Raw genomic sequence first — 21,828 nt, forward strand, 5'->3', positions numbered from 1 at the left:
ATGAGGGCTTTTTATAATCATTCTGATTAAATTAAAAAATGCTGCTTCATTAGTTCTTTAAATTGATTCTCGTTGATTGTCTCTTTCCTCATTACTCCGTCAATCCATTGAGTAATAGATGTATTTGTCAGGGTAAGGCTTCCGTTTATCGTAAGTTTTGTCAATAAAGGATGCTTATTAAAGGAAGAAAGATGACTTTCTTTAATGATTTTTTGAATCACATTCATTTCCATTAGATTTTTGACAAGATTTATTGAATCAAAAGCATAACCTGTCCTCCATACTTGATCCTTATGCTTTAATTTGATTTCAAGTTTGTAATTTCCATGTTCACTATCTAACTGGCTGACACGGAACTCCCCCGTTGCCGAAGTAACTATTTCTCCGTTAAGTGGAACAGGCTTCAAAGGTAAATTGCTGCCAAATCCTGTATCAAAAAGGTATATTTCCCCTTCATGTGCTAGTAGGATGGCAGCGTGGGTTCTTCCAGTTTTACTCCAGATTTGGTCCGCTTGATTAAAGACTACTCCAGTAACTAAGCTGACATTAAAGCCATTTTCTTGTAGAAAAAGATAGAGGATTGAATTTAATTCATAACAAAGCCCGCCTTCATTTTTCACCAGAATTTTGTTTATTAAGTACTCTCTGTTTACTTCATTTATCTCGTTGGCGATGATGCACAAATTTTCAAATGGGATAGAAAGTGCCGTTTTTTCAAGGACATCACCTAGCATATCGAAGGTAATTTTTTCATTTTCATCTAAACCAATTCTTTTGCGAAAAAGTTTATTTAGGTTATTCATTTAAACATTCCCCCTGATAAGATATGCCTTGAATTACAATTTATTTAATGGAATTCCTGATCGTCTTTTTCAAAAGAAACATTATTAAAATTTATTAATTTCATCGATAATCGTCTTTAATGCCTCTCCTTGAACTGAGCCCTTCATAGCCATGATAAAACTCTCTTTATTAAGCTCAATATTGTTTAAAAAGGAGAGTAGAGATTTTCTATTTAGGTGTTCTTCCTCTAAAGTCAATGAATAACCTTTTTCTTCGAAGGATTTTGCATTTAATATTTGGTCCCCTCTGCTTTGTTTCTTACTTAAAGGAATGATCAGCATTGGGATTTTTAAAGCTAAAAATTCAAAGATCGCATTGGAACCACCACGAGTTATAACAATATTTGTAGCAGCTAAAATATCGGGAAGTTCGTCATTTACATATTCATATTGCTTATATCCGGATACCCCCATCAAATTTTTATCGAGATTTCCTTTCCCGCACAAATGGACAATTTGATATTTTGATGTCAGTTCTTTTAATGATTCCCTAACCACCTCATTAATTTTTTTTGCGCCCAAGCTCCCTCCCATAATCGTTAATACTGGAAGCCTTTCGTGAAATCCAAGAAATATCCTGCCATTTTGAGGTGAACCGTTAAAAATCTCTTTTCTTATTGGGGACCCAATTACCATCGTTTTTTCTCTCGGGAAAAAATTCTTTGTTTCTTCAAATGATGTGAAAATTAAAGTTGTAAACCTTTGTGAAATTTTGTTGGCTAACCCTGGAGTCATGTCACTTTCATGGATAAAAATCGGAATTCTTAATGTTCTTGCTGCCACAATCACAGGAACTGACACAAATCCTCCTTTTGAAAACACTAATTGTGGCTTTAATTGCTTTAAAATTTTTCTCGCTTCAAAACATCCTTTTAACACTCTAAAAATATCCTTAATATTTTCAAAATCTATATATCTTCTTAATTTTCCGCTCGATATTCCAAAATAAGGAATGGTTGTTTTTTCAATTAACTCCTTTTCAATCCCTTTTTTTGAACCAATATAATTAATATCCCATTTACTATTGTCAAGTTCATTTATTATGGCCATGTTGGGAGTAACATGGCCTGCAGATCCTCCACCCGTAAACATAATTGTTTTCTTAGTCATGATTTCTCCTATCTAACAAATTTTTTGTAATCTCCTTTACCCATTCATGTTGATGTTCCCAACAATTCCAAACATCACACATCCAATTATTAATCATGTTATCAAGATTTTCGCCCTGTTTTTCATTTAAGATGTCATTAACAGTTATTGAATATGGTTTCTTTGGCAACTCTAACTGCTCCCAGCTATGCTTCTGCTTACTAAGCAACATATGCACACGCTGGACTTGCTTACCTGAAAATCCATGTTCAATGGCATAATATAATCCTATTAACGAATAAGCAATGGTGATGTTTTTCATACCGTTTCCTGCATGCTGTGCACTATAAGCGTCAATAGCATGCTGATGAATAAAATTTATGTCTTGTTTACCTATCGTATAAAAACTAAGTTCACTGTATTTTTGATAACATTCACCGGAAGCGTTGTAGTTATGCTGAATTGTTATTTTCTGATTAGGCAGTTTAAGTCCGCAGCCTGGACATTCAATGATCAATCCACTCATTCCTATCATTCAATTAAATTTTTTAAAAAATTGGCTGTGTTAAACATGCCTGTTGATTTGCTCTCAAGAAGCGAGCATCCGCGGGCGTTCCGGGGAGCCTCCTCGGCGCTTAAGCGCCTGTGGGGTCTCCCCTGCCCCGTACTCCCGCAGGACATTGAATTACATCCTTGAATCCTCCCACGCACGAAGGAAATGCGATAGCATTTTCGAGGAGTCTCGCGCCTTCCGCTCCAATCAACATAGTTTCAAAAATCAACAATGACCTTTAACACTGCCTTAAAATTAAAGTATCTTTTCGTAAAAATTGTTGCTTTTCAATTGTAAAATGAGGCTATCCGACAGTAATGTCACACTTTCCGATAAAGAGGTCACACTTTCTGCCAGTAAAACAACTCTTAAACATTTTTTCTCTTTCCAATTTCATATTAAATTACATTTTACCATATTAGAATGGTTATCCCATTGATCAAAAATAATGGGTGTTTCTTTTTCGAGTAAGTGATTTACTTGGAACCTTTCGGACGTTTCCTCGTATTAATTAAAGCGGGTAAATATCGTTGAATTTACCCCTAACCAATAAATAGAATTATAATATACAAAAGGACAAAATGATGAGGAGTGAATTTTGTGGGCGTGACGTTACGCAAGGGGCAGAAGGTTGATTTAACAAAATCTTATCCTGGTTTGCAAAATGTAGTGGTCGGACTAGGTTGGAGTATTAGCCAGATGGGGTCAAACTTCGATTTAGATGCTTCTGCCTTTTTATTAGGACAGTCCGGAAAGGTTAACAATGATTTGGATTTTGTTTTCTATAATAATCCTAATGGCGGTAATGGATCGATTATATACAGCGGTGATAACCGCGTCGGTTCAGGAGTTCGGGATGATGAACAGATTCGCATTGATTTAAAAATGGTCCCTGACCATATTCATCGAATTGCCTTTACGATTACGATTCATGATGCACAAGTGAAGCGGCAAAATTTCGGTCAAATCTCGGATTCATATGTACGAATTTTTAATGAACAAACGAATGAAGAGCTTTTACGATTTAACCTTGGAAGAGATTTTACAATTGAAACAGCAATTGTGGCTGCAGAGCTATACCGTCATAATGGTGAATGGAAGTTTAATGCCATTGCCAGCGGGTTTCAAGGGGGACTTGCTGCTCTGTGCGGCAATTTTGGGGTAACTGTTGACGATGTCCCTGCTACTGGACAAGCAGGATCAACCTATCAACCAAACCAACCTACTTTTCAACAAAATACTTATCATTCAAATCAGCAATATCAAAATAGCTATAACTCCTACCCACAAAGTAACTCTTATCAGCCAACCTATCAACAAGCAGAAACATTCACTCAGCAACCATCTTATGGATATCCAACACAGACATATCCTGCCACCCCAGGCGGATCACGTACATATGGCGGGGAGGATATTACTTGTCCTCGCTGCTATTCTAGTAATATCCGTACAGGAAAAAAAGGGTTTGGTCTTGGAAAAGCAGCAATTGGCGGGTTAATTTTAGGACCGGTTGGATTACTTGGTGGGTTTATCGGCCAAAATCAGTTGAAGTTTACATGTAACAGCTGTGGAAATTCTTGGGCGCCTTCGCAAACGGATTATGCAGAATGGGCCAATAATCAAAAAAGACGTGCACAGGATCTATTTCAGCGCTATAAAAGCCAGGATGTTTTGGATGCCGTCGTTGCTGCCTGTGCACTAGTTTCAATGGCCGATGGATATCTGGACGCATCAGAACGACAAAAGATGCTTGAATTTGTGAATCAAAGTGAGGAATTAAGAGTATTTGATCCGCAAAAAGTCATTCAGAAATTTAATTTCTTTATTTCCCGAATAGAGCGTGATCCCATGGCAGGCCGCGCCGAGGCATTTCGCGCTTTAGGAAAAATGAGAACAAAACCGGATATGGCTCGGCTTATTGCCCGTTATTGTATAGCCATTGGTTATGCGGATGGGAATTTTGATAATAGTGAAAAGCAAGCAGTGGCAGATGTTTGCAGGGAGCTTGGCTTAAATCCAGCTGAATTCCTTTCATAATGAAAAAAAGAGGATGTTCCAATCCAAAGTGGCAGGGACATCCTCTTTTTGCTATGATTGCCAAACACGCTTATTTTCCACGCGTTTTGTCAGACCCATTGCATCCAATTTTTCTAAAAATGGAATCATATATTTTCTCGATAAATCGAGAACGTCCTTCGCAACACCCACTTCAAACTCCATTCCTGTATGATTGTGAAGCTTATCAACGGCGTCCTTAAACACCTCCCCATGATAAGCGAACTGTTCGTCCAACTGGACAATAAGTTCTTGATCTTCAAGGAAACGTTTTAGATCACTGACAAGAATCTCTGGAATACCTGCAGCCGTGAAATATTCTTTTAAGGACCGGACCTTTAAACCATCTTTCTTTATTTCTCCAAGCATATTTTCAGTCCTCTTTTCCCAGTTTTTCGGCAAATGAGGAACAAAAGCTGCTATTGAAACAAATTGTTCTTTCCGTTTAAAAATTTGATTTGTTATGCCATTTTCAACCACATAATCTAGCAAGCTCTTTGGAAAGCGATTTTGCATGGTTTGCAACAATTCCGCTTTATTGACCCCTGATTTCATTGGTTGTGCTTGATGGAAATCCTGTATGCGGTCGTAAATGTCTTCTTCGATTGAATCAATTAATGATTTAAGTGTATATTCTTTGCCATTAAATAAAATAAATTCTGCACCACTTAACTCTTCTAATAAGGAGGATTCATCTAGGGCTGTCCGTTTGATTAACTCATTAAGAGTCAGACTCTTTGCCTCTATTAATGCAGCTATGATTCGTTCCATGGGTGTTCCGACTTTTTTCTTTTCAAGTTCTTCAATCGTACGGTCCCCAAAACGATATTTATCTCCTCGTGGGTCAATGACCCAGCCACCGCCAATTGTTTCTTGTGGGCTTGGTCTCCTGAGGATAAATCGGTCACCTCGTTTTGTCAATATTTCTTCTTCAAGCCTGAGTTGACATAGGATTTCCCCGTTCTCTTCTTTAATTTCATTCCGATCAAAGAAAACAATTCTTCCCATTACCTCTGCGGTTCCGATATGAAGCTTGATGGGCATCCGTTGTTTAACAATATGTTCAAGATCTTCTACTACGCGTATCGCGACATCAACTGTTTTGGATACAATGAAATGCTCTGATGAAACCAGTACATCCCCACGTTCTAGATCTTCTTTGGAAACACCGGATAAGTTAACTGCAGTCCGTTGTCCTGCATAGGCTTTTTGAGCAGGTTTGTGGTGAACCTGAATTTGCCGGGCACGAACCTCTATTCCACTAGGCATTATAGTAAGTATTTGCCCTTCTTCGACCGTCCCCTCATAAACAGTCCCACGAACAACTGTCCCCTGCCCTTTTACCGTAAATACCTGGTCAATAGGCAGACGAAAGGCCCCTTTTGCATCACGCATTTCTTGTTCTTTCAACGTTCTTATGATTAAATCTTTGGTTTCTTCGATTCCTTTATGTGAGAGACTATCTACAAGCACAACTGGAGCATCCTCAAAAACTGTTCCGACAAGCTCGGCTAATATATCATCCTTCACCAACTCAATAAATTCTTCATCGACGCGCTCAATTTTTGAAATCGATACAATCCCCGTTTTTATGCCTAATAATTTCAAAATCTCCAAATGTTCACGTGTTTGCGGCATAACTCCTTCGTCCGCTGCTACGACGAGGACAACGAGGTCAATTCCTGAGACACCGGCAATCATCTGCCGGATAAAGCGCTCATGTCCGGGTACATCTATAACAGAGATTTGAATTTCCTCATTTTCATATAAGGGTGCAAATCCGAGTTCTATCGAGATTTGCCGTTCTTTTTCCTCTTTTAACCGGTCTGTATCCACATTGGTCAGCGCTTTCGTTAAAGATGTTTTCCCGTGGTCAATATGTCCTGCCATCCCAATTGTAAAATATCTTTTTTCCAAGCTTGCCACCTACTTTTTCTATCTTCCATTTAACTGTAGCCTTTATCGTAAAATTGTTCAACTGAACAATTTTAGACAGATAAATAGGCCCCGGTGGCGCCGCAGTATTCCCCGTTTTTTAAAAAGGTCGCAGATAACCCCATCATATTCATATAAAATTCAAGACCTTTTTTTAACGATTCATTGCCAATCAGGGTACTGCCGATAAAAACAACTTCCTTTACTTGGTGAATCTCTGCGGCTTGCATCGTCAATAAAACGATGGTCTCTACGATCATATTCGAAATAGCCGCCATTCGATCTGCATCCGAATGCTTGACCTTTGATCCTTTTGCAAAATTGGCCGCAGTTAAATTACCATCGATTGGGGGTTCATCGGACTCATAAATGTCCTTTACAAGCAAATCTACTTTCCCTTTATCCCCTTTGTTTGCAAGTGTGGTCAGCTTCCCAAAATCCTCTTCTGATGTTAAAAGTGACCCGAGCCCTGTAAAAATCCCACCGCCAACCCCGCTTCCCAAAATCCGCTCATATTTTTCCCCTTTTACAATATGCCACGATGTTCCAGTTCCTATATTAACTAATAAGAAAGGCTCCTCAATATTCTTTTCTTCCTTTAATAAGAACATCCTTGCACCCTCACAGGTTGCCTGAAATTCCGGAACAATCTCTCCTTCTGGAAAATATTTTTTTTGGATCAGGTGAGCTTTCCCCCCTGTTAAAGCGACCTTCATTTCAGTTGCAGCTATTTTTAGCCACGAAATCGCCTGATTCAACTCGTTTATATGATACTTTTTATAATGAATTCTATCTTTTTCCTCGTAGGCGATTTTTACTAGAGAACCACCTGCATCTATTCCTGCTTTCACTTGTCACACTTCCTCATGAATGGGTTTACTAATTGTATTTGACAAATTAGTTGTATTTCCTTTTCTTCATTGTTTTTATGTTAAGTTGTCATGAATATTTTACTTTATTATGTATATTACACTCAAAATATATTAAACTTTTTTAAGCAAATGTATTCACAACTTTTATGAAATTTACTATAATAAATTTATAAAGTTGCACTAACGCAAAACTTATTCATGGACGAACAAAGCTTGCAAATACGAAAAAAATCATAAAAGGATGGTGTCTTATGAGCCAAAGTCATTTTATTGAATACAAACGAGCTCAAGCAGCCGAAGACCGAACCGTTTCTGCCGCAAGAGATGCCATGAACGGGAAAGTTAAGGGTATTCGAGCATTACTTCCCTTCCTAGGTCCAGCATTTATTGCCTCCATTGCATATGTCGATCCAGGGAACTTCGCCACCAACATCCAAAGTGGTGCACTGTTCGGATATAAAATGCTATGGGTGATTATTTTAGCAAATTTAATGGCCATGTTACTTCAAAATATGTCAGCAAAATTAGGTATTGCAACTGGAAAAAGCCTTCCGGAAATTTGCCGCGATCATATGCCAAAATGGCTGACATGGACTATGTGGGTCGTCTCTGAGCTGGCAGCAATGGCTACTGACCTCGCAGAATTTTTAGGAGCTACCCTTGCTTTAAACCTATTAGCAGGCATTCCAATGCTGGTTGCTACCATCATCACTGGGATTGTCACCTATCTTATTTTAATGTTAGAAAAATTCGGCTTCCGCCCTTTAGAGAAGTTTATTGCTGCATTTGCGACGCTAATTGGGTTATGTTATTTAGTCGAAACCATCTTTTCAAAGCCAGATCTTACGCTTGTAGCTTATCATAGTGTTGTTCCATGGCTTGGAAACAAAGAAAGTATTATCCTTGCAGTAGGTGTGATCGGTGCGACCGTTATGCCTCACGCAATTTATTTACATTCTAGTCTGACTCAAAACCGTGTTGTTCCAAGAAACGATATGGAAAAAATCAAAATTCAAAAATTCAGTACGAAAGAAATTCTAATTGCTATGACCCTTGCTGGATTTGTAAACCTCGCCATGATGTTTATGGCTGCATCGGTTTTTAATACAACAGGTAATAGTAATGTTGCAGATATTACAACTGCTTATCACACACTGACACCGCTTCTCGGTTCAGCAGCAGCTAGTGTATTTTTGATCTCATTACTTGCTTCTGGAATATCAAGCTCAGTGGTTGGGACAATGGCTGGTCAAGTCATCATGCAAGGCTTTGTAGGTTTCACGATTCCGTTATGGATTCGCAGGGTTGTCACGATGCTTCCAACTGTCATTATTGTGGCAATTGGTGTCGACCCAACAAAAACTCTTGTCATAAGCCAAGTCATTCTAAGTATCGTGTTACCATTCCCAATTATTGCATTAATCTATTTCTCGCAAAAGAAAGAAATCATGGGTGTGTTAACCAACAAACGACTCACCACCATTTTATCAACAATTTTCGCGGTCATCATTTTAGGATTAAATATTTGGTTGATTGTGCAAACGTTTATGGGGTAAGGATTTAATGGAGTCATGAGCATTTCCCACAGTTCCATGGGACTTTGGGATTTTATTGTTTTCGTAGAAGAGTGACTGTAATATATTTTTAATGTTTTGGCTTCATTCCTTTTATGTTAAAATGTTTTAGAAGAAATCAACCTTTATGAGCAATAGAAAATCCTATTTTGATTTTGAAATGTATTTTTCAAATTGACTAATGTAGACGCCTGGTGCTACCAAATGATCTCTAACGAATTGATATCCATTTTTCATATATAAGGTTTAGCAGGAAAATTATCTTTTCCGGTCGAGACTTTTAAAATAGTACTTTCCGGATTATTTTCTTCTAAATCATACAACAGCATTTGTGCAATTCCTTTGCGGAAATGGTTTGGATGAACGACCATTCGGCAAATTGTAAGTTCTTCCCCATCAGTTGTAAAAGAAAGGGCCCCTGTAAGCTCGTCCTCGTAAAAATATCCTAAAAAGGTTTCATCACATCGTTGAAATTCCTCAAAAGATTCTTTAAGGGGTGGAAGATCAAAAAAACCAATTAACTCCGCTTCAACATGATAAGAAGCTCGTTGTAATTCAAATAGTTTTTTGGTTAAATGGATATCTTGAAAATCAATTCTCTTAATCATGACAACCAATCCTCTTGTCAATAAATATTGTGTTCACTATTGTTATTAACTGTACCAACTAGGCGTTTTATTGTTTAAATTTTCTACTTATCTATTTTAAAAAATTGTAGGTAAACTAGATAACTATCAAAATAGGATTTCATTTGTGATTTGAGACTGATTTTAATATTAAATTCTATATTTTCCTTAATTTTACTTTTTTAACAGTAAAATACCATAGAATGAATTTTGAATAGAATTTACAATGATTCTGACAAAAAACATTACAAAACGCTAAGATTTTTATATAATAGTTCAGTATCTATAAAAAAAAGAAATGGGTTTATCATTCAATAGATAAATAAGGGTGATTAATGAATGAAGTTACTTAAAGGATTTTTATATTTGATTCTCACATTTTTGTATGTTTGGGTTTCAAGTGTTATCTTAGTTTTTCATGGGCCATTCCCATCACTTAAAAGCTATGTGATCGGAATGATTTCAACGTCGATGCATTCTCAATACCTTGAACCGCTATCATTGTGGACGGTATCTTTGGATAAATACAAACCAAGTTTGATGGGTGATCTTAAAACAAACACAAAAAAAGATGAAGAGAATTCTAAAAAGGTTCGAAATCAGTATGAAAAAATAACCGATCCTACTATTAAAATTGAAGATTATCAAGCAAAGACGTTTTCTGCTAAAATCATGTTAATTTCAGACCCGAAACGGGTCCATGTGGCCGCAACAAAATACCAAGGAGATGTCGGGCAAACGGTAAGTGAAATGGTGTCCGATAATCATGCAGTTGCAGGAATAAACGGCGGAGGATTCTCAGATACGGGATACCGTGGAACAGGTGGTATTCCGCTTGGTACAACTATTCATAACGGACAATTTTTAACAACATCAGGTGGATCAAACCCAATGGTTGGTTTTACCCGTGAAGGATTGTTACTAGTCGGAAACTATACTGATCAAGAACTAAAAGATTTAAAAGTTACCGAAGCATTATCATTTGGCCCTGCTCTTGTGAAAGATGGAGAGGGAGTCGTCAAAGGAGATGGCGGCTGGGGTTATGCACCTAGGACGGCAATTGGTCAAAAAGAAGATGGCACAGTCATTATGATTGTAACCGATGGACGAGGGGTTCATGGTCTAAACAATGTTGGTGCGTCCATAAGGGACTTAATGAATTTGATGTTAAAATACGGTGCGGTGAACGCAGCAAATTTAGATGGTGGTTCTTCGACTACCATGGTGAAAGACGGCCTTTTAGTGAATGAGCCATCTGACGTCCTTGGTGAACGAAAAATTGCAACTAGCTTTGTCGTGATGCCGGAATAAGGTGGAGTGAACAATGAAATACTTTTTACGAATAATTATCATTATTACAATCCTTGAGGCTGGAGTATATGGGTATTACAATCATATGCTGAATTCTAATAATGCCATGGCGACTACAGCACCTGCAAAAGCGAAAGAAGTAAAAGAAGTAAAAAAAGTAAAACCAAACTCATATACTCAACTGGCAAATGAAAAGGTAAAATTAATATCGATTTCTGAAAATCAGAAATTTGTCGCTTCTGTAGATGAGAACAACAAACTGCAAATCACGGATTTAGATAGCAATCAAGAAGTGTACTCATCAACTGAAAAATCCGATATTGTTTATCTGAAATTTATCCGAAGCGACAGTCTTTTCATAGGGATTAAGACAGAAAACAAAGACTTGGTTTTAAAGACAATCCAGATTGGTGCGAATAGGGAGAGAACGATTAAAACCTTTACCGATGTTTCCCCTACTTCGACGTTTAAATCGATTACTTATAGCCCATTCACGAACGATGTGTATATTCTGATTGGGAATGATGTGAATACAAAAATGTACCATTTTGATACAAACGGTCAAATGACGGCATTACCGTCTCAATTCTCTTATATTGAAAATCCAATGATGCTCGCTTCGAAAAATGTGTTGTTTTTTGAAGATAAGCATAATAATATTTGGATGAGCCAAGACAACAAAAGCTTAAAGAAAATTGCAGAAAATGCAACATTGCTGGCTGTAAATGACGATACAATTTATTATGGTTCTCTTGATCAGGATGGAAAGGTAGTGAGTATCCATGAGTACAAAAATGGTGAAAAACAGGATATTTACCAGCTGCCAACACCTGTTCTAGGAAGTCGTATCCTTATTAATAAGGATGGAAATGTTTTTTATGAAAAGAACTATACGTTCTACGATACAAATCTTAATAAATCGTATCCAATTCCGAAGGATGCATCGTCTGTTTTCGTTGAAAATCACAAAATGTTTGTTCTTACACCGGACAAAGCATATATAATGAACGACGCAGAGAAATAATTAAGCTTCATCAAATGTGAAAGGGGGTGTCCCAAAAGTATAACTTTTAGGGGCACCCCCTTTTTATTAATGGTCTGTTAAACTTTGTCTGTTGATTTCCGCTCCAAGCACTCGCTTTCCGCGGGCAGTCCGGGGAGCCTCCTCGGCGCTATTGCGCCTGTGGTGTCTCCCCTGCCCCGTACTCCCGCAGGACGTTGAATCATCATCTTTGAATCATCATCTTTGAATCAACACCGCACGAAGGAAATGCGATAGCATTTTCGAGGATCGAGTGCCTTCCGCTCCAATCAACATAGACTTTGTAAATATAGATGTGCCTGTCACATTTTGGGACAGTACCTTTTCAATTGTTATTTATTTTCTTTTAATTTAAATAGAAAAAATTCCCTACCAATGATTTCCTTACCGTTTTTAAAGTGACCCAAAATAACGAATTTTTGACATTTATAAACCCAAATTAGGGAGGTTAGAAGATGATACTTATTAAAACTTCTTCTATCAATCTCTTACTAATAAGGGTAAAAAAAGGCTTCCTCATCATTTGGATGGGAAGCTCTTTTTTTATTTTTTCAAATGATACGGTACGGTCGTAATCACAACATCCTTGTGACGGAGAAACCAAAGTCTTAGTTGAAGAGCAGTTTGGTTATGAAGCAAATTATGCCACCCACGCTTTGGAATAAACTGTGGAATAATCAGGTGAATGTGGCCTTCATGTCCGCGTTTTTCTTCAACAATCTTGATAAAGCGGTTCAGCGGTTCTAATACAGAACGATATTTACTTTTAAGAACCACTAGCCTGCATGGATATCCCCATTCCTCCCACTTTCGTTCCATTTTATTGATTGACTCATCGTCAAACCCGACGTAAACCGCAATGGGATTGTCCCCTATGCTTTTGGCAAATGAAATGGTACTGTTAACCACTCGATGGACTCCTGAAACAAGGACGATTGTTGTTACTTCCCTTATTTCTGGGAATTCTTTTGAAATATCAATATGTAGCTCCTGAGCGATAAAATTGTAGTGCTTCCGAATCGTGAGAGAGAAGAAAACCAAAATCGGTAAGACAACTAAAACAATCCAAGCACCGCCCATAAACTTGGTAACTGCAAAAATAACGGCTACTATGGCAGTAATAAATGCACCAAATGAATTAATCGCTAGTTTGATTTTCCACCGAGAACCTTTTACCCTTAGCCAGCGTCGTACCAAGCCAATTTGTGCGACTGTAAATGATAGAAATACACCGATGGCATAAAGCGGAATCAAAGCATTCGTATGGGCATGAAATGCAAGGATCAATATACTTGCACAGGCTGCCAACGCAATAATACCGTTTGAATAGCCTAGTCGGTCACCACGATTGGTTAACACCCGTGGCAGGTATCCATCAGCAGCAACAATTGCCGCCAACTGTGAAAACCCCGTAAAGGTGGAATTGGCTGCTAATATTAATACAATAAACGTAAACCAAATAATGATCTGATATATGATGCTATGGCCAAAATATAATCCTGTTAGCTGTGACAGCATCGTATTCTGAGGAGATGGCGATATACCTTTCACATATAAAAGATATGCAAAACCTAATAAAGTAAAAGAAGTAATGGATCCTAAAGCGATATAGGTCTTAATCGCGTTTCGTTGTTTAGGTTCTCTAAAAATCGGAACGGCATTTGAGATCGTTTCAATCCCTGTCAGGGCCGAACAAGCTGAACTGAATGCTTTAAGTACAAGCAAGGTGCTAATTCCTTTTGGCACTGTACCAAATGGCGGTGTAGTACTCTGGACAAATCCATGCCTCGTACATTCAAAAAGACCGGTAAAAATGATTATTACCATACATACCATAAAACCGATAGTCGGCCAGGCAAAAATTTTTGCTGACTCTGCTACACCTCGTAAATTCATAACAAGTAGTAGAAAGACACAGCCAATCGCTAATTCCGTTTCATAAGGGGCTACGATAGGATAAGCAGAAGAAATTGCTTCTAACGCTGCTGAAACGGAAACGGCTACGGTTAGAATATAATCAATAAGTAATGAACTCGATGCAACCAGCGAAACCCATCTTGGTTTAAAATTATCCTTTGCAATTGCATAGGCACCTCCGCCTGATGGATAGGCTAAAATCCCCATTATGTAAGATGTAATTAAAATTGCTAATAAGATAACTGTTGATACGGTAATTGGAATAATATACCATTTCGCTCCATCACCAAGCCCCATCAATTCGGTCATCCCTGCTTCAGGGCCATAAGAAACAGATGAGTAAAGGTCTGCTGAAAGGATTGGTAATGCAATAAACCAAAGCAACTTCGTATGTTGACCAGAAAGCTCAGCAGTTCGCATTGGCCGTCCAATTAGAAACCTTTTCACCATTCCAAAGTTTGTAAAGGAAATCCAAACGAGGAATAGAAGAATAATAAATAATAATACCTCAATCAAATGTCCAGGATGATTCATGTTTTATGCGCCTCTCTCGCTTTCATGATGAATAGTTGCAATAAAAAAAACCCTAAGTGATTTACTCTGGGGTCTTTTTCACACCAAAAAGTAAACCTTCTCTCTAACGCTTACGAGGTTAGCTGTCGGATTCGGGCTTTAAGAGTAGCCCTACCTTTAAAAAAAGGATTCACCCCAAGTACTAAGGTACCATCATTGGTTTCCCCGCTCCATTAAGATTAAGCGATATAAGGTTGCTTTTTATTTTATAATGTAAAAAATATATTCCTTTCACGACAATTTGTAAAGAGAAAAATGAAATGTTTGTAATAAAAACCGTTTTAAGGTTTTGAAATTGTAATGATTATTTGTTTTTTTCCAGAAATCCCATAATGAAATGCTAACCTATTTGAGATTCTTTTTTTAAATAGGTTGTTACAACGAAATCATCTAAACATATAATCCCCCCAAAAATAATAATTAATCCCAATACTTTTCGATCTAGGTTGAATTTAAAATTCTTGCCATACCAGGTTTGCGTTTTCTCAAAACTGTAATACGAAATAAGAAAAGCGGAAGCGCCTTGGTCAGCCCTGAAGCTGGACAATTATAAAGTCAATTTTTATACTTTCTTATCTTATAGAAAAACAAAAAACAGTCCGGCATTATCACCGGACTGCTATATGTGTTAGCGTAATAAATTACTTCTTAGTTACGTTAGCAGCTTGTGGTCCACGAGCTCCTTCAACAACTTCGAAAGAAACTTCTTGACCTTCTTCTAAAGTTTTGAAACCTTCAGTTTGGATTGCAGAGTAATGAACGAATACGTCATTTCCGTCTTCTGCTTCGATGAATCCAAAACCTTTTTCTGAGTTAAACCATTTAACTTTACCGTTTTTCATAAAAAAAAATCCTCCTATTGGCTCCCACAATAGCCATCTGTAAAATTCACCAAATTACAACGTAGATAGCTTTACCTTCATTTCCTCATCCAAACATCGGTTAAAACATTGAACAAGCTTGTAACATAAATCTAACTTCGTGCAACGGCTGTTTAAAATTTATCACTATTTAGGCCGAATGTCAAGAAAGGTAAAAAAGACAGAAAACTACATTTTTCTACGTTTTTAACCTTGTTTATTCACAAAGATATTCTATTTCCTTTACTATTTTGACTGCAATTCCGTTGGGGATACTTGGTATACCTAGACTCTATCTACTACCTAGCATTATTACAAGTAAGTCGTTTTTTAATAGGTCTGTCTGATTTTGTTGAAAAATATATAGAGTATCTTTCATTTTTTTAGAGAATTCTCATTTAAACAAGATTCTGTTAAATATGTCTGTTGATTTCCGCTCTAGTGGCGGTCCGGTGAGCCTCCTCGGCGCTAGCGCCTGCGGGTCTCCCGCAGGACGTTGAATCATCATCTTTGATTCAACACCGCACGAAGGAAATGCGATAGCATTTTCGAGGATCGAGCTCCTTCCTCTCAAATCAACATCGTGTCAAAATCAACAATGAGCTTTAACAAAGCTTTAAACAATGATGTTTATTTTCTAAAAAAATGAATTTAAAAGTAAATAGCAAAATAATGGCCGAAGAATTTAATTCTTCGGCACGATAGGCATTTCTTCTTCAAGATCTTTAAATTTATCTAATAAGGAAATAGTATCAACAAGATGATTATTAAAAATTTGTCGGGCAACCGCTAATAATTCGATAATCATCGGATCCTTTAATGTGTAAATAACCTTATTTCCATTCTTTGTTCCTGAAACAATATTTTTAGCCCGTAAAATCATTAATTGCTGTGAAACAGCCGATCCTTCACTGCCAATAAGAGATTGAATTTCATTCACATTCTTGTCCCCATCAGCTAAAAGTTCTAAAATACGTATTCGCAAAGGGTGGGCAAGAGCTTTAAAAAACTCTGCTTTAAACTGTTGCATTTCTAAATTCAAATGTTCCACTTCCTTGTTAAATTAGAAGGTGGCTGTTAATTTTGCCTTTCCTTCTAGAGTCCCAGAGGCAGATAGCTTTTTACATTCCCTAAATGCAAAATGCTTACATCCGAGGCATTTATTTTTATTTATCTGTGTAAGTCCGTATTGAATCGCCTCACCAGTATGTTCAAAAAAATGTTCATGACCAATCAAATCATATAGACCAGTCTTTTTTAGAACACTTTCAGGTTGTTCATTCAATCCCGATATCATAACTATACCACTTTTTGAAAAATTGTTCACAATACTTGCTAAAATGGCTTCACCAGTCGTATCGATCAACGGGACTTTACTCATCCGTAGTAAAAGAATTTTTGGCCGGTAGTTAATCGTGCTCATAATTGTTTTTTCAAATGTTTGTGCCGCCCCAAAAAACAGTGGGCCATCGACATTAAAAATACTAATTTGTGGACAATCATGTGTATCTGTGACCATACTGGTCTCTACCTTCCCCTGTTTGTGATTGAGGTTAGGCAGCGCCTTTGCGGTTGTCGTAACATCGCTCATACGTTTAACAAACAAAATAGCAGACATTACTAATCCAACTTCAACAGCGGTTGTTAAATTGAAAAATACTGTTAATAAAAACGTTACAATTAGGACAATAGAATCCGTCGATTTCGTTTTTAAAATATGGGCAAAAACTTTCCTTTCACTCATGTTCCAAGCAACAACCATTAAGATTGGTGCCATGCTTGCCAATGGTATATATGAGGCTTTTGGTGCAAAGAAACGTAAGACGAGCAAAACCACCACCCCATGAATGATTCCCGATAAAGGGGAAACTGCCCCATTTTTAATATTCGTGGCGGTACGGGCGAGCGCGCCTGTTGCCGGAATCCCGCCAAATAAAGGTGTCACCATATTGGCAATCCCCTGCCCGATTAACTCTTTATTGCTGTTATGGCGACTATTGGTCATACCATCTGCCACTACTGCTGTCATAAGTGATTCAATTCCGCCAAGCATAGCGATTACAAATGCAGGCTTCAATAGTTTGATAATGATATCTACGTTTAAATTCGGTACATGTAGCTTTGGCAATGTGTTTGGAATCTCTCCATATGCTGTGCCAATAGTTGCCACATGCCCTGGGAAAAACAAGTTTGCTGCGAGTGTGGAAACCACTATTCCGATAAGTGGACCTGGAACTCTTGGTGTCAATTTAGGAGTCAGGATCACCGTTATTAAACAAATTCCTGCCGTGAGCAAACTGTATATATTGATTGTATCCAAATGAACAATAATTTCATTGATGTTTAGAATAAATTCCTCATGCCTCTTAATTCCTACCAATCCAAGAAAACTAGCAATTTGACCTGCAAAAATAGTGACGGCTATTCCTGTCGTGAATCCAATTGTAACAGGTCTAGGAATCCATTTAATGAGCGAGCCTAGTTTAAAAATGCCCATTAAAGTAAGGATGACCCCTGCTAAAAATCCTGCAATTAAGAGATTCTGATAGCCGTACGTCATCACGATTCCGAATACTATAGGAATGAACGCTCCCGTTGGACCACCAATTTGATATTTGGATCCACCTAATAAAGAGATTAGAATCCCTGCAACAATCGTTGTATAGATTCCATACTCCGGCTTCACCCCTGAAGCAATCGCGAAAGCCATTCCTAGAGGAATAGCGATCACACCAACTATTAATCCAGAGATGAGGTCTTTTGGTACATTTCTTAAGGAATAATTATGGAATCTTTTGTCAATAAACATTTGAACCCTTCTTACTTTTTTAATTTTGTATATCTGATTATTTGAATATAGAATAATACTGATTAATATTCAAGTGTTTTTTTCGAAAACGGCACTTGTTTCTTTCAGTTGAAGATGTTATACTTATTGAGCGATGAGCTGAGTTGTGTAAGTCGAGAAACATTCCTATACGGAACACACTATGTGGAGTGTGGTTTCTCGCCTCAATACGCGAAGGACGTCTGTTTGAACAGACGTCCTTTTTTATTTAACTTTTTCTACTAATCAAGTAAAATATTTATATTAAATTTTATAAAAAATGGGGGGAATTGGAATGATGAACCACGAGATAGATTACAGGATTTATGGCGATGACATGCAATTTGTAGAGGTTGAGCTCGACCCTAATGAAACAGTTGTAGGAGAAGCTGGGAGCTTTATGATGATGGAAGATGACATTCATTTGGAGACAATTTTTGGAGATGGAAGCGGTGCAGGCGGAAGTGGGCTGATGGGCAAACTGTTTAGTGCAGGTAGACGTGTCCTAACTGGGGAAAGCTTATTCATGACGACATTCACAAATACTGGAATTGGCAAAAAACGCGTCTCATTCGCTGCTCCATACCCCGGTAAAATCATCCCAATAAATTTAAGTGAATATAACGGAAAAGTGATTTGTCAAAAAGATTCTTTCCTTGCTGCAGCAAAAGGAGTTTCAATAGGGATCGAATTCCAAAGAAAAATTGGTGTAGGTTTCTTTGGAGGAGATGGTTTTATTATGCAAAAGCTCGAAGGCGATGGTTTATGCTTCGTCCATGCAGGAGGAACCATTATTAAAAAGGAACTTCTGCCCGGGCAAAAATTACGAGTGGATACCGGTTGTTTAGTGGCCATGACGCGAGACGTTCAATATGATATTGAATATGTAAAAGGTGTCAAAACAGCCCTTTTTGGCGGTGAGGGTTTATTCTTTGCCACATTAAGTGGTCCAGGATCTGTTTGGATTCAATCATTGCCATTTAGCAGGCTAGCAAGCCGAGTTTTCGCCGCTGCTCCTTCCCGCGGCGGTGCAAAAGATGAAGGCAGCATCGCAAAGGGAATTTTTGATGTATTTGGCGGGGATTAAGCTGAGTTATAAAAAGCAGGATCGCGAGTGGTCCTGCTTTTATTTTATAGCTCTCCCCTGAAATATCTGCGAAACTCCAATTCGCAGATAAAATAAGAATTTCGCAGATATTTTGGTTGTTTTCGCAGATATATTGAAAATTTGCAGATATAACGAATATAACCGCAGATATCTTACAAAAAATACAAATCAGGTCACCAATAATTTCACTTGGTGACCTGATTTTTTTAATTTTCCCCCGATATTTGTTTCTTTCGAATTCTTCCAATCACTTTTTCTAAGATTAACTAAAAATAATGGCTTTGTTAAACCTGTCTGTTGATTTGCGCTCCAGGCGCTTCGCTTTCCGCGGGCGTTCAGGGGAGCCTCCTCGGCGCTTAAGCGCCTGTGGGGTCTCCCCTGCCCCGTACTCCCGCAGGAGTCTCGCGCCTTCCGCTCCAATCAACATAGTTTCAAAAATCAACAATGACCTTTAACACAGCCAAAATAATAAATGACGATTAGAATCTCCACTTTTCTCAAGCCTGTTTATTTAGGAGTATTTTCTAGTATTTGAATGTTTTTGTCTCTCTCTCCTCCATCAGAAAGTTCCTCAGAAAATTCTCGTTCAGCTTTTTTTCCCAGTAGCATTTCAGAAGACTGGATTGTTTTTGGCGCTAGGTTATTGTTCGGTGCTGCCTGTTCATTCCATTTATCCATTTTATCACCTCTTCTTTTTACATTAGTATTGAAAAAATGCCATGAAAATATTAAATGAAAACTCGCCGATTGGCGAGTCCGTTAGGACGAAGACAGAGTCGTAGTTGAATTTATGCGACATAGGAAAGTATAAATTGGAAAAAATTTATACTTTCCTATTAGCCAAAAAAACCACTTGAATAAATTCAAGCGGTTTTTGAAAAAAGATTAAATAACCATCTTTTTATTATTATGAAGATGCAATTCTTGTTTATCTGAACCATCTTGTTCACGATGCTTTTTGATTTTGAAGTGGTAAATCAAATAGCATGCAATTGTAAACGGAACGAGGCAATACAATGCAATTCGTTGATTCGGATCAAACGCTAAGCTGACCAAAACAATAATATTTAGAGTTAACCCAATCAACGGCAGGAATGGATAAAGCGGTGTTTTAAATTTAAGGTCTTCTACTCTGCCGCCTTCACGGATAAATTTACGACGGAAGGCTAATTGGGATGCAGTAATAGAAATCCAACCTACTTGTGCACCTACTCCAGCAATGGAAATAAGCCATAAGAATACAGTTTTAGCAGCAACTACACTTGATAATAATGATAAAAGGGCAATTCCCATCGTTAACAAGAGCGCATTTAATGGAACACCTCTTTTTGTTACTTTTGTCAAAGCTTTACTGGCCATTTTCTCTTTTGACATTGCATACAGCATCCGAGTAGCTGCATAGAGTCCAGAGTTTGCAACAGAAAGTAACGCAGTAAGGATAACAAAATTCATAATGTCAGCAGCATAAGGGATTCCTACCCTATCAAATACTACGACAAAAGGACTTTCAATTACACCAGCCTGTTTCATTGGAATTAAGCCACCTAAAACAAAGATCGCTAAGACAAAGAAGAAAAGAGTACGCCAAACGGTCTGGCGGATCGATTTTGGAATCGTCTTTTCCGGGTCTTCACTTTCACCTGCGGCAATACCGATTAATTCTGTCCCTTGGAACGAAAAATTAACCGTAAGCATCGTAATCACTAGAGCATTGAAACCATTTGGCAATAGACCATGTGCAGTGAAATTTGATAAATATGGTGCAGGTTGTCCACCTTTCATATGGATAATGCCGAACATAGCTGCTCCACCAAGGACAATGAACGCAATAATAGCCAAAATTTTGATACTTGAAAACCAAAATTCGGCCTCTCCAAACGCCCGTGCCGAAAGTGCATTCAGTAAGAATAGAACAATGGCGAAGATTAGACACCATATCCAGACGGGTGTGTGCGGGAACCATCTTAGCATCTGATTACTTGAAGATAGTAATTCTAACGCAACAGTTACAGCCCATCCTAACCAATACAGCCATCCTAAGGCAAAGCCAGTTCCGGGACCAATAAATTTTGTTGTATATGTTTGAAATGAGCCTGAAATCGGCATAGCTACTGACAATTCTCCAAGACAAAGCATGGTTAAAAACATAATAAATCCGCCAACAAGATATGAGAGGACGGCACCCATCGGTCCGGCTTGATTAATTGTAAAGCCTGAACCTAGAAAAAGACCTGACCCGATAACCCCTCCAAGGGAAATCATAAATAAATGTCTAGCCTTCATCGTTCTCTGTAATTCATGTGATGCATTGTTCTCTGGTTGTTGCATTACATTTCCCCCTTCATCCTAATAAGGATGCATTTCCAAACCCCGTAGTAAATTAAATATTACGCGATGGATTTTCAGCAAATTTATTGCATAAAAAAAGAATAAAATATTTGTCCAAAAATAGCAATAACCAATTCCTTTTGTTATATTTGCAATTTTCATGCAAAATAAGAGATTACTCAATCATTAATATTCTCTCCAACAAATATGCCAACTATTTAGCTTAACTAATAACAATTTGGTAGGTTAATCGTAAAAATACTATTCCTCTATATTGGGGACATTCGAAGTTTTCACAATAAATTTCACATTATTT

The 21,828-nt window shown here is 37.8% G+C and carries 17 protein-coding genes and 1 riboswitch; of the genes, 5 read left to right on the plus strand and 12 right to left on the minus strand.

From position 1 onward, the window contains the following. Positions 1-26 precede the first annotated feature (26 nt). The 3 genes from BN1082_RS04615 to BN1082_RS04625 form a co-directional block, all read right to left on the minus strand. Positions 27-803 (minus strand): arylamine N-acetyltransferase family protein, encoded by a 777-nt coding sequence (locus BN1082_RS04615; protein ID WP_090631530.1) that lies wholly within the window; start codon positions 801-803, stop codon positions 27-29. 84 nt (positions 804-887) lie between these two features. Then, a complete protein-coding gene (locus tag BN1082_RS04620) occupies positions 888-1,952 on the minus strand; it encodes an undecaprenyldiphospho-muramoylpentapeptide beta-N-acetylglucosaminyltransferase (protein ID WP_090631533.1) in 1,065 nt (354 codons plus the stop codon). Beyond that, entirely contained in the window at positions 1,945-2,457 is a 513-nt protein-coding gene (locus tag BN1082_RS04625) for a DUF5946 family protein (RefSeq protein WP_090631536.1), read from the minus strand. Before BN1082_RS04625 ends, BN1082_RS04620 begins: the two co-directional genes overlap by 8 nt. Positions 2,458-3,084: 627 nt before the next feature. Between BN1082_RS04625 and BN1082_RS04630 the strand changes: the two genes are divergently transcribed. Next, on the plus strand, positions 3,085-4,521 hold the full coding sequence (locus BN1082_RS04630; RefSeq protein ID WP_090631540.1) for a TerD family protein: 1,437 nt from the start codon (positions 3,085-3,087) through the stop codon (positions 4,519-4,521). Positions 4,522-4,572: 51 nt separating this feature from the next. On the opposite strand, the gene selB is transcribed toward BN1082_RS04630, so the two are convergent. After that, on the minus strand, positions 4,573-6,456 hold the full coding sequence (gene selB / locus BN1082_RS04635; RefSeq protein ID WP_090631543.1) for a selenocysteine-specific translation elongation factor: 1,884 nt from the start codon (positions 6,454-6,456) through the stop codon (positions 4,573-4,575). Positions 6,457-6,527: 71 nt separating this feature from the next. Then, on the minus strand, positions 6,528-7,325 hold the full coding sequence (gene coaW, locus BN1082_RS04640) for a type II pantothenate kinase (protein WP_245640310.1): 798 nt from the start codon (positions 7,323-7,325) through the stop codon (positions 6,528-6,530). Positions 7,326-7,597: 272 nt separating this feature from the next. On the opposite strand from coaW, the gene BN1082_RS04645 reads away from it, so the two are divergent. Beyond that, a complete protein-coding gene (locus tag BN1082_RS04645; protein WP_090631546.1) occupies positions 7,598-8,902 on the plus strand; it encodes an Nramp family divalent metal transporter in 1,305 nt (434 codons plus the stop codon). A 251-nt stretch (positions 8,903-9,153) separates the two neighbouring features. On the opposite strand, the gene BN1082_RS04650 is transcribed toward BN1082_RS04645, so the two are convergent. After that, positions 9,154-9,528: a GNAT family N-acetyltransferase gene (locus tag BN1082_RS04650; protein ID WP_245640311.1), complete on the minus strand. Its 375-nt coding sequence runs from the start codon at positions 9,526-9,528 to the stop codon at positions 9,154-9,156. Positions 9,529-9,885: 357 nt separating this feature from the next. On the opposite strand from BN1082_RS04650, the gene BN1082_RS04655 reads away from it, so the two are divergent. Together BN1082_RS04655 and BN1082_RS04660 are read left to right on the plus strand one after the other, a co-directional pair. Then, positions 9,886-10,857 (plus strand): phosphodiester glycosidase family protein, encoded by a 972-nt coding sequence (locus BN1082_RS04655; protein ID WP_090631549.1) that lies wholly within the window; start codon positions 9,886-9,888, stop codon positions 10,855-10,857. A 13-nt stretch (positions 10,858-10,870) separates the two neighbouring features. Continuing rightward, the gene (locus BN1082_RS04660; protein WP_090631552.1) at positions 10,871-11,881 is read left to right on the plus strand and encodes a hypothetical protein; all 1,011 of its coding nucleotides are present in this window, start codon (positions 10,871-10,873) and stop codon (positions 11,879-11,881) included. 561 nt (positions 11,882-12,442) lie between these two features. Here BN1082_RS04660 and BN1082_RS04665 read toward each other — a convergent pair. The 4 genes from BN1082_RS04665 to BN1082_RS04680 all read right to left on the minus strand — a co-directional run bounded on the left by BN1082_RS04665 (position 12,443) and on the right by BN1082_RS04680 (position 18,058). Further along, entirely contained in the window at positions 12,443-14,350 is a 1,908-nt protein-coding gene (locus BN1082_RS04665) for an APC family permease (protein WP_090631554.1), read from the minus strand. 92 nt (positions 14,351-14,442) lie between these two features. Further along, positions 14,443-14,585: riboswitch (cyclic di-AMP (ydaO/yuaA leader) on the minus strand. 445 nt (positions 14,586-15,030) lie between these two features. Then, entirely contained in the window at positions 15,031-15,231 is a 201-nt protein-coding gene (locus tag BN1082_RS04670; protein ID WP_007083969.1) for a cold-shock protein, read from the minus strand. A gap of 703 nt (positions 15,232-15,934) precedes the next feature. Then, positions 15,935-16,291 (minus strand): ArsR/SmtB family transcription factor, encoded by a 357-nt coding sequence (locus BN1082_RS04675; RefSeq protein ID WP_090631557.1) that lies wholly within the window; start codon positions 16,289-16,291, stop codon positions 15,935-15,937. 21 nt (positions 16,292-16,312) lie between these two features. After that, positions 16,313-18,058: a SulP family inorganic anion transporter gene (locus BN1082_RS04680; protein WP_090631560.1), complete on the minus strand. Its 1,746-nt coding sequence runs from the start codon at positions 18,056-18,058 to the stop codon at positions 16,313-16,315. Between the two features lie 313 nt (positions 18,059-18,371). Between BN1082_RS04680 and BN1082_RS04685 the strand changes: the two genes are divergently transcribed. Next, complete coding sequence (locus tag BN1082_RS04685; RefSeq protein WP_090631562.1) at positions 18,372-19,163, plus strand: TIGR00266 family protein; 792 nt, start codon at positions 18,372-18,374, stop codon at positions 19,161-19,163. Positions 19,164-19,691: 528 nt separating this feature from the next. Here BN1082_RS04685 and BN1082_RS27300 read toward each other — a convergent pair. Together BN1082_RS27300 and BN1082_RS04690 are read right to left on the minus strand one after the other, a co-directional pair. Further along, positions 19,692-19,862: a hypothetical protein gene (locus BN1082_RS27300; protein WP_176699648.1), complete on the minus strand. Its 171-nt coding sequence runs from the start codon at positions 19,860-19,862 to the stop codon at positions 19,692-19,694. Between the two features lie 207 nt (positions 19,863-20,069). After that, entirely contained in the window at positions 20,070-21,512 is a 1,443-nt protein-coding gene (locus BN1082_RS04690; protein ID WP_090631565.1) for an amino acid permease, read from the minus strand. Between the last annotated feature and the right edge of the window lie 316 nt (positions 21,513-21,828).

This window comes from Neobacillus massiliamazoniensis, from assembly GCF_001048695.1.
Lineage (GTDB): Bacteria > Bacillota > Bacilli > Bacillales > Cytobacillaceae > Neobacillus > Neobacillus massiliamazoniensis.

What these genes read in the sequence shown, in the direction of transcription:
- BN1082_RS04615 (WP_090631530.1), bottom strand. Translation starts at nt 803, where the DNA reads ATGAATAACCTAAATAAACTTTTTCGCAAAAGAATTGGTTTAGATGAA.
- BN1082_RS04620 (WP_090631533.1), bottom strand. Translation starts at nt 1,952, where the DNA reads ATGACTAAGAAAACAATTATGTTTACGGGTGGAGGATCTGCAGGCCAT.
- BN1082_RS04625 (WP_090631536.1), bottom strand. Translation starts at nt 2,457, where the DNA reads ATGAGTGGATTGATCATTGAATGTCCAGGCTGCGGACTTAAACTGCCT.
- BN1082_RS04645 (WP_090631546.1), top strand. Translation starts at nt 7,598, where the DNA reads ATGAGCCAAAGTCATTTTATTGAATACAAACGAGCTCAAGCAGCCGAA.
- BN1082_RS04650 (WP_245640311.1), bottom strand. Translation starts at nt 9,528, where the DNA reads ATGATTAAGAGAATTGATTTTCAAGATATCCATTTAACCAAAAAACTA.
- BN1082_RS04655 (WP_090631549.1), top strand. Translation starts at nt 9,886, where the DNA reads ATGAAGTTACTTAAAGGATTTTTATATTTGATTCTCACATTTTTGTAT.
- BN1082_RS04660 (WP_090631552.1), top strand. Translation starts at nt 10,871, where the DNA reads ATGAAATACTTTTTACGAATAATTATCATTATTACAATCCTTGAGGCT.
- BN1082_RS04665 (WP_090631554.1), bottom strand. Translation starts at nt 14,350, where the DNA reads ATGAATCATCCTGGACATTTGATTGAGGTATTATTATTTATTATTCTT.
- BN1082_RS04670 (WP_007083969.1), bottom strand. Translation starts at nt 15,231, where the DNA reads ATGAAAAACGGTAAAGTTAAATGGTTTAACTCAGAAAAAGGTTTTGGA.
- BN1082_RS04680 (WP_090631560.1), bottom strand. Translation starts at nt 18,058, where the DNA reads ATGTTTATTGACAAAAGATTCCATAATTATTCCTTAAGAAATGTACCA.
- BN1082_RS04685 (WP_090631562.1), top strand. Translation starts at nt 18,372, where the DNA reads ATGATGAACCACGAGATAGATTACAGGATTTATGGCGATGACATGCAA.
- BN1082_RS27300 (WP_176699648.1), bottom strand. Translation starts at nt 19,862, where the DNA reads ATGGATAAATGGAATGAACAGGCAGCACCGAACAATAACCTAGCGCCA.
- BN1082_RS04690 (WP_090631565.1), bottom strand. Translation starts at nt 21,512, where the DNA reads ATGCAACAACCAGAGAACAATGCATCACATGAATTACAGAGAACGATG.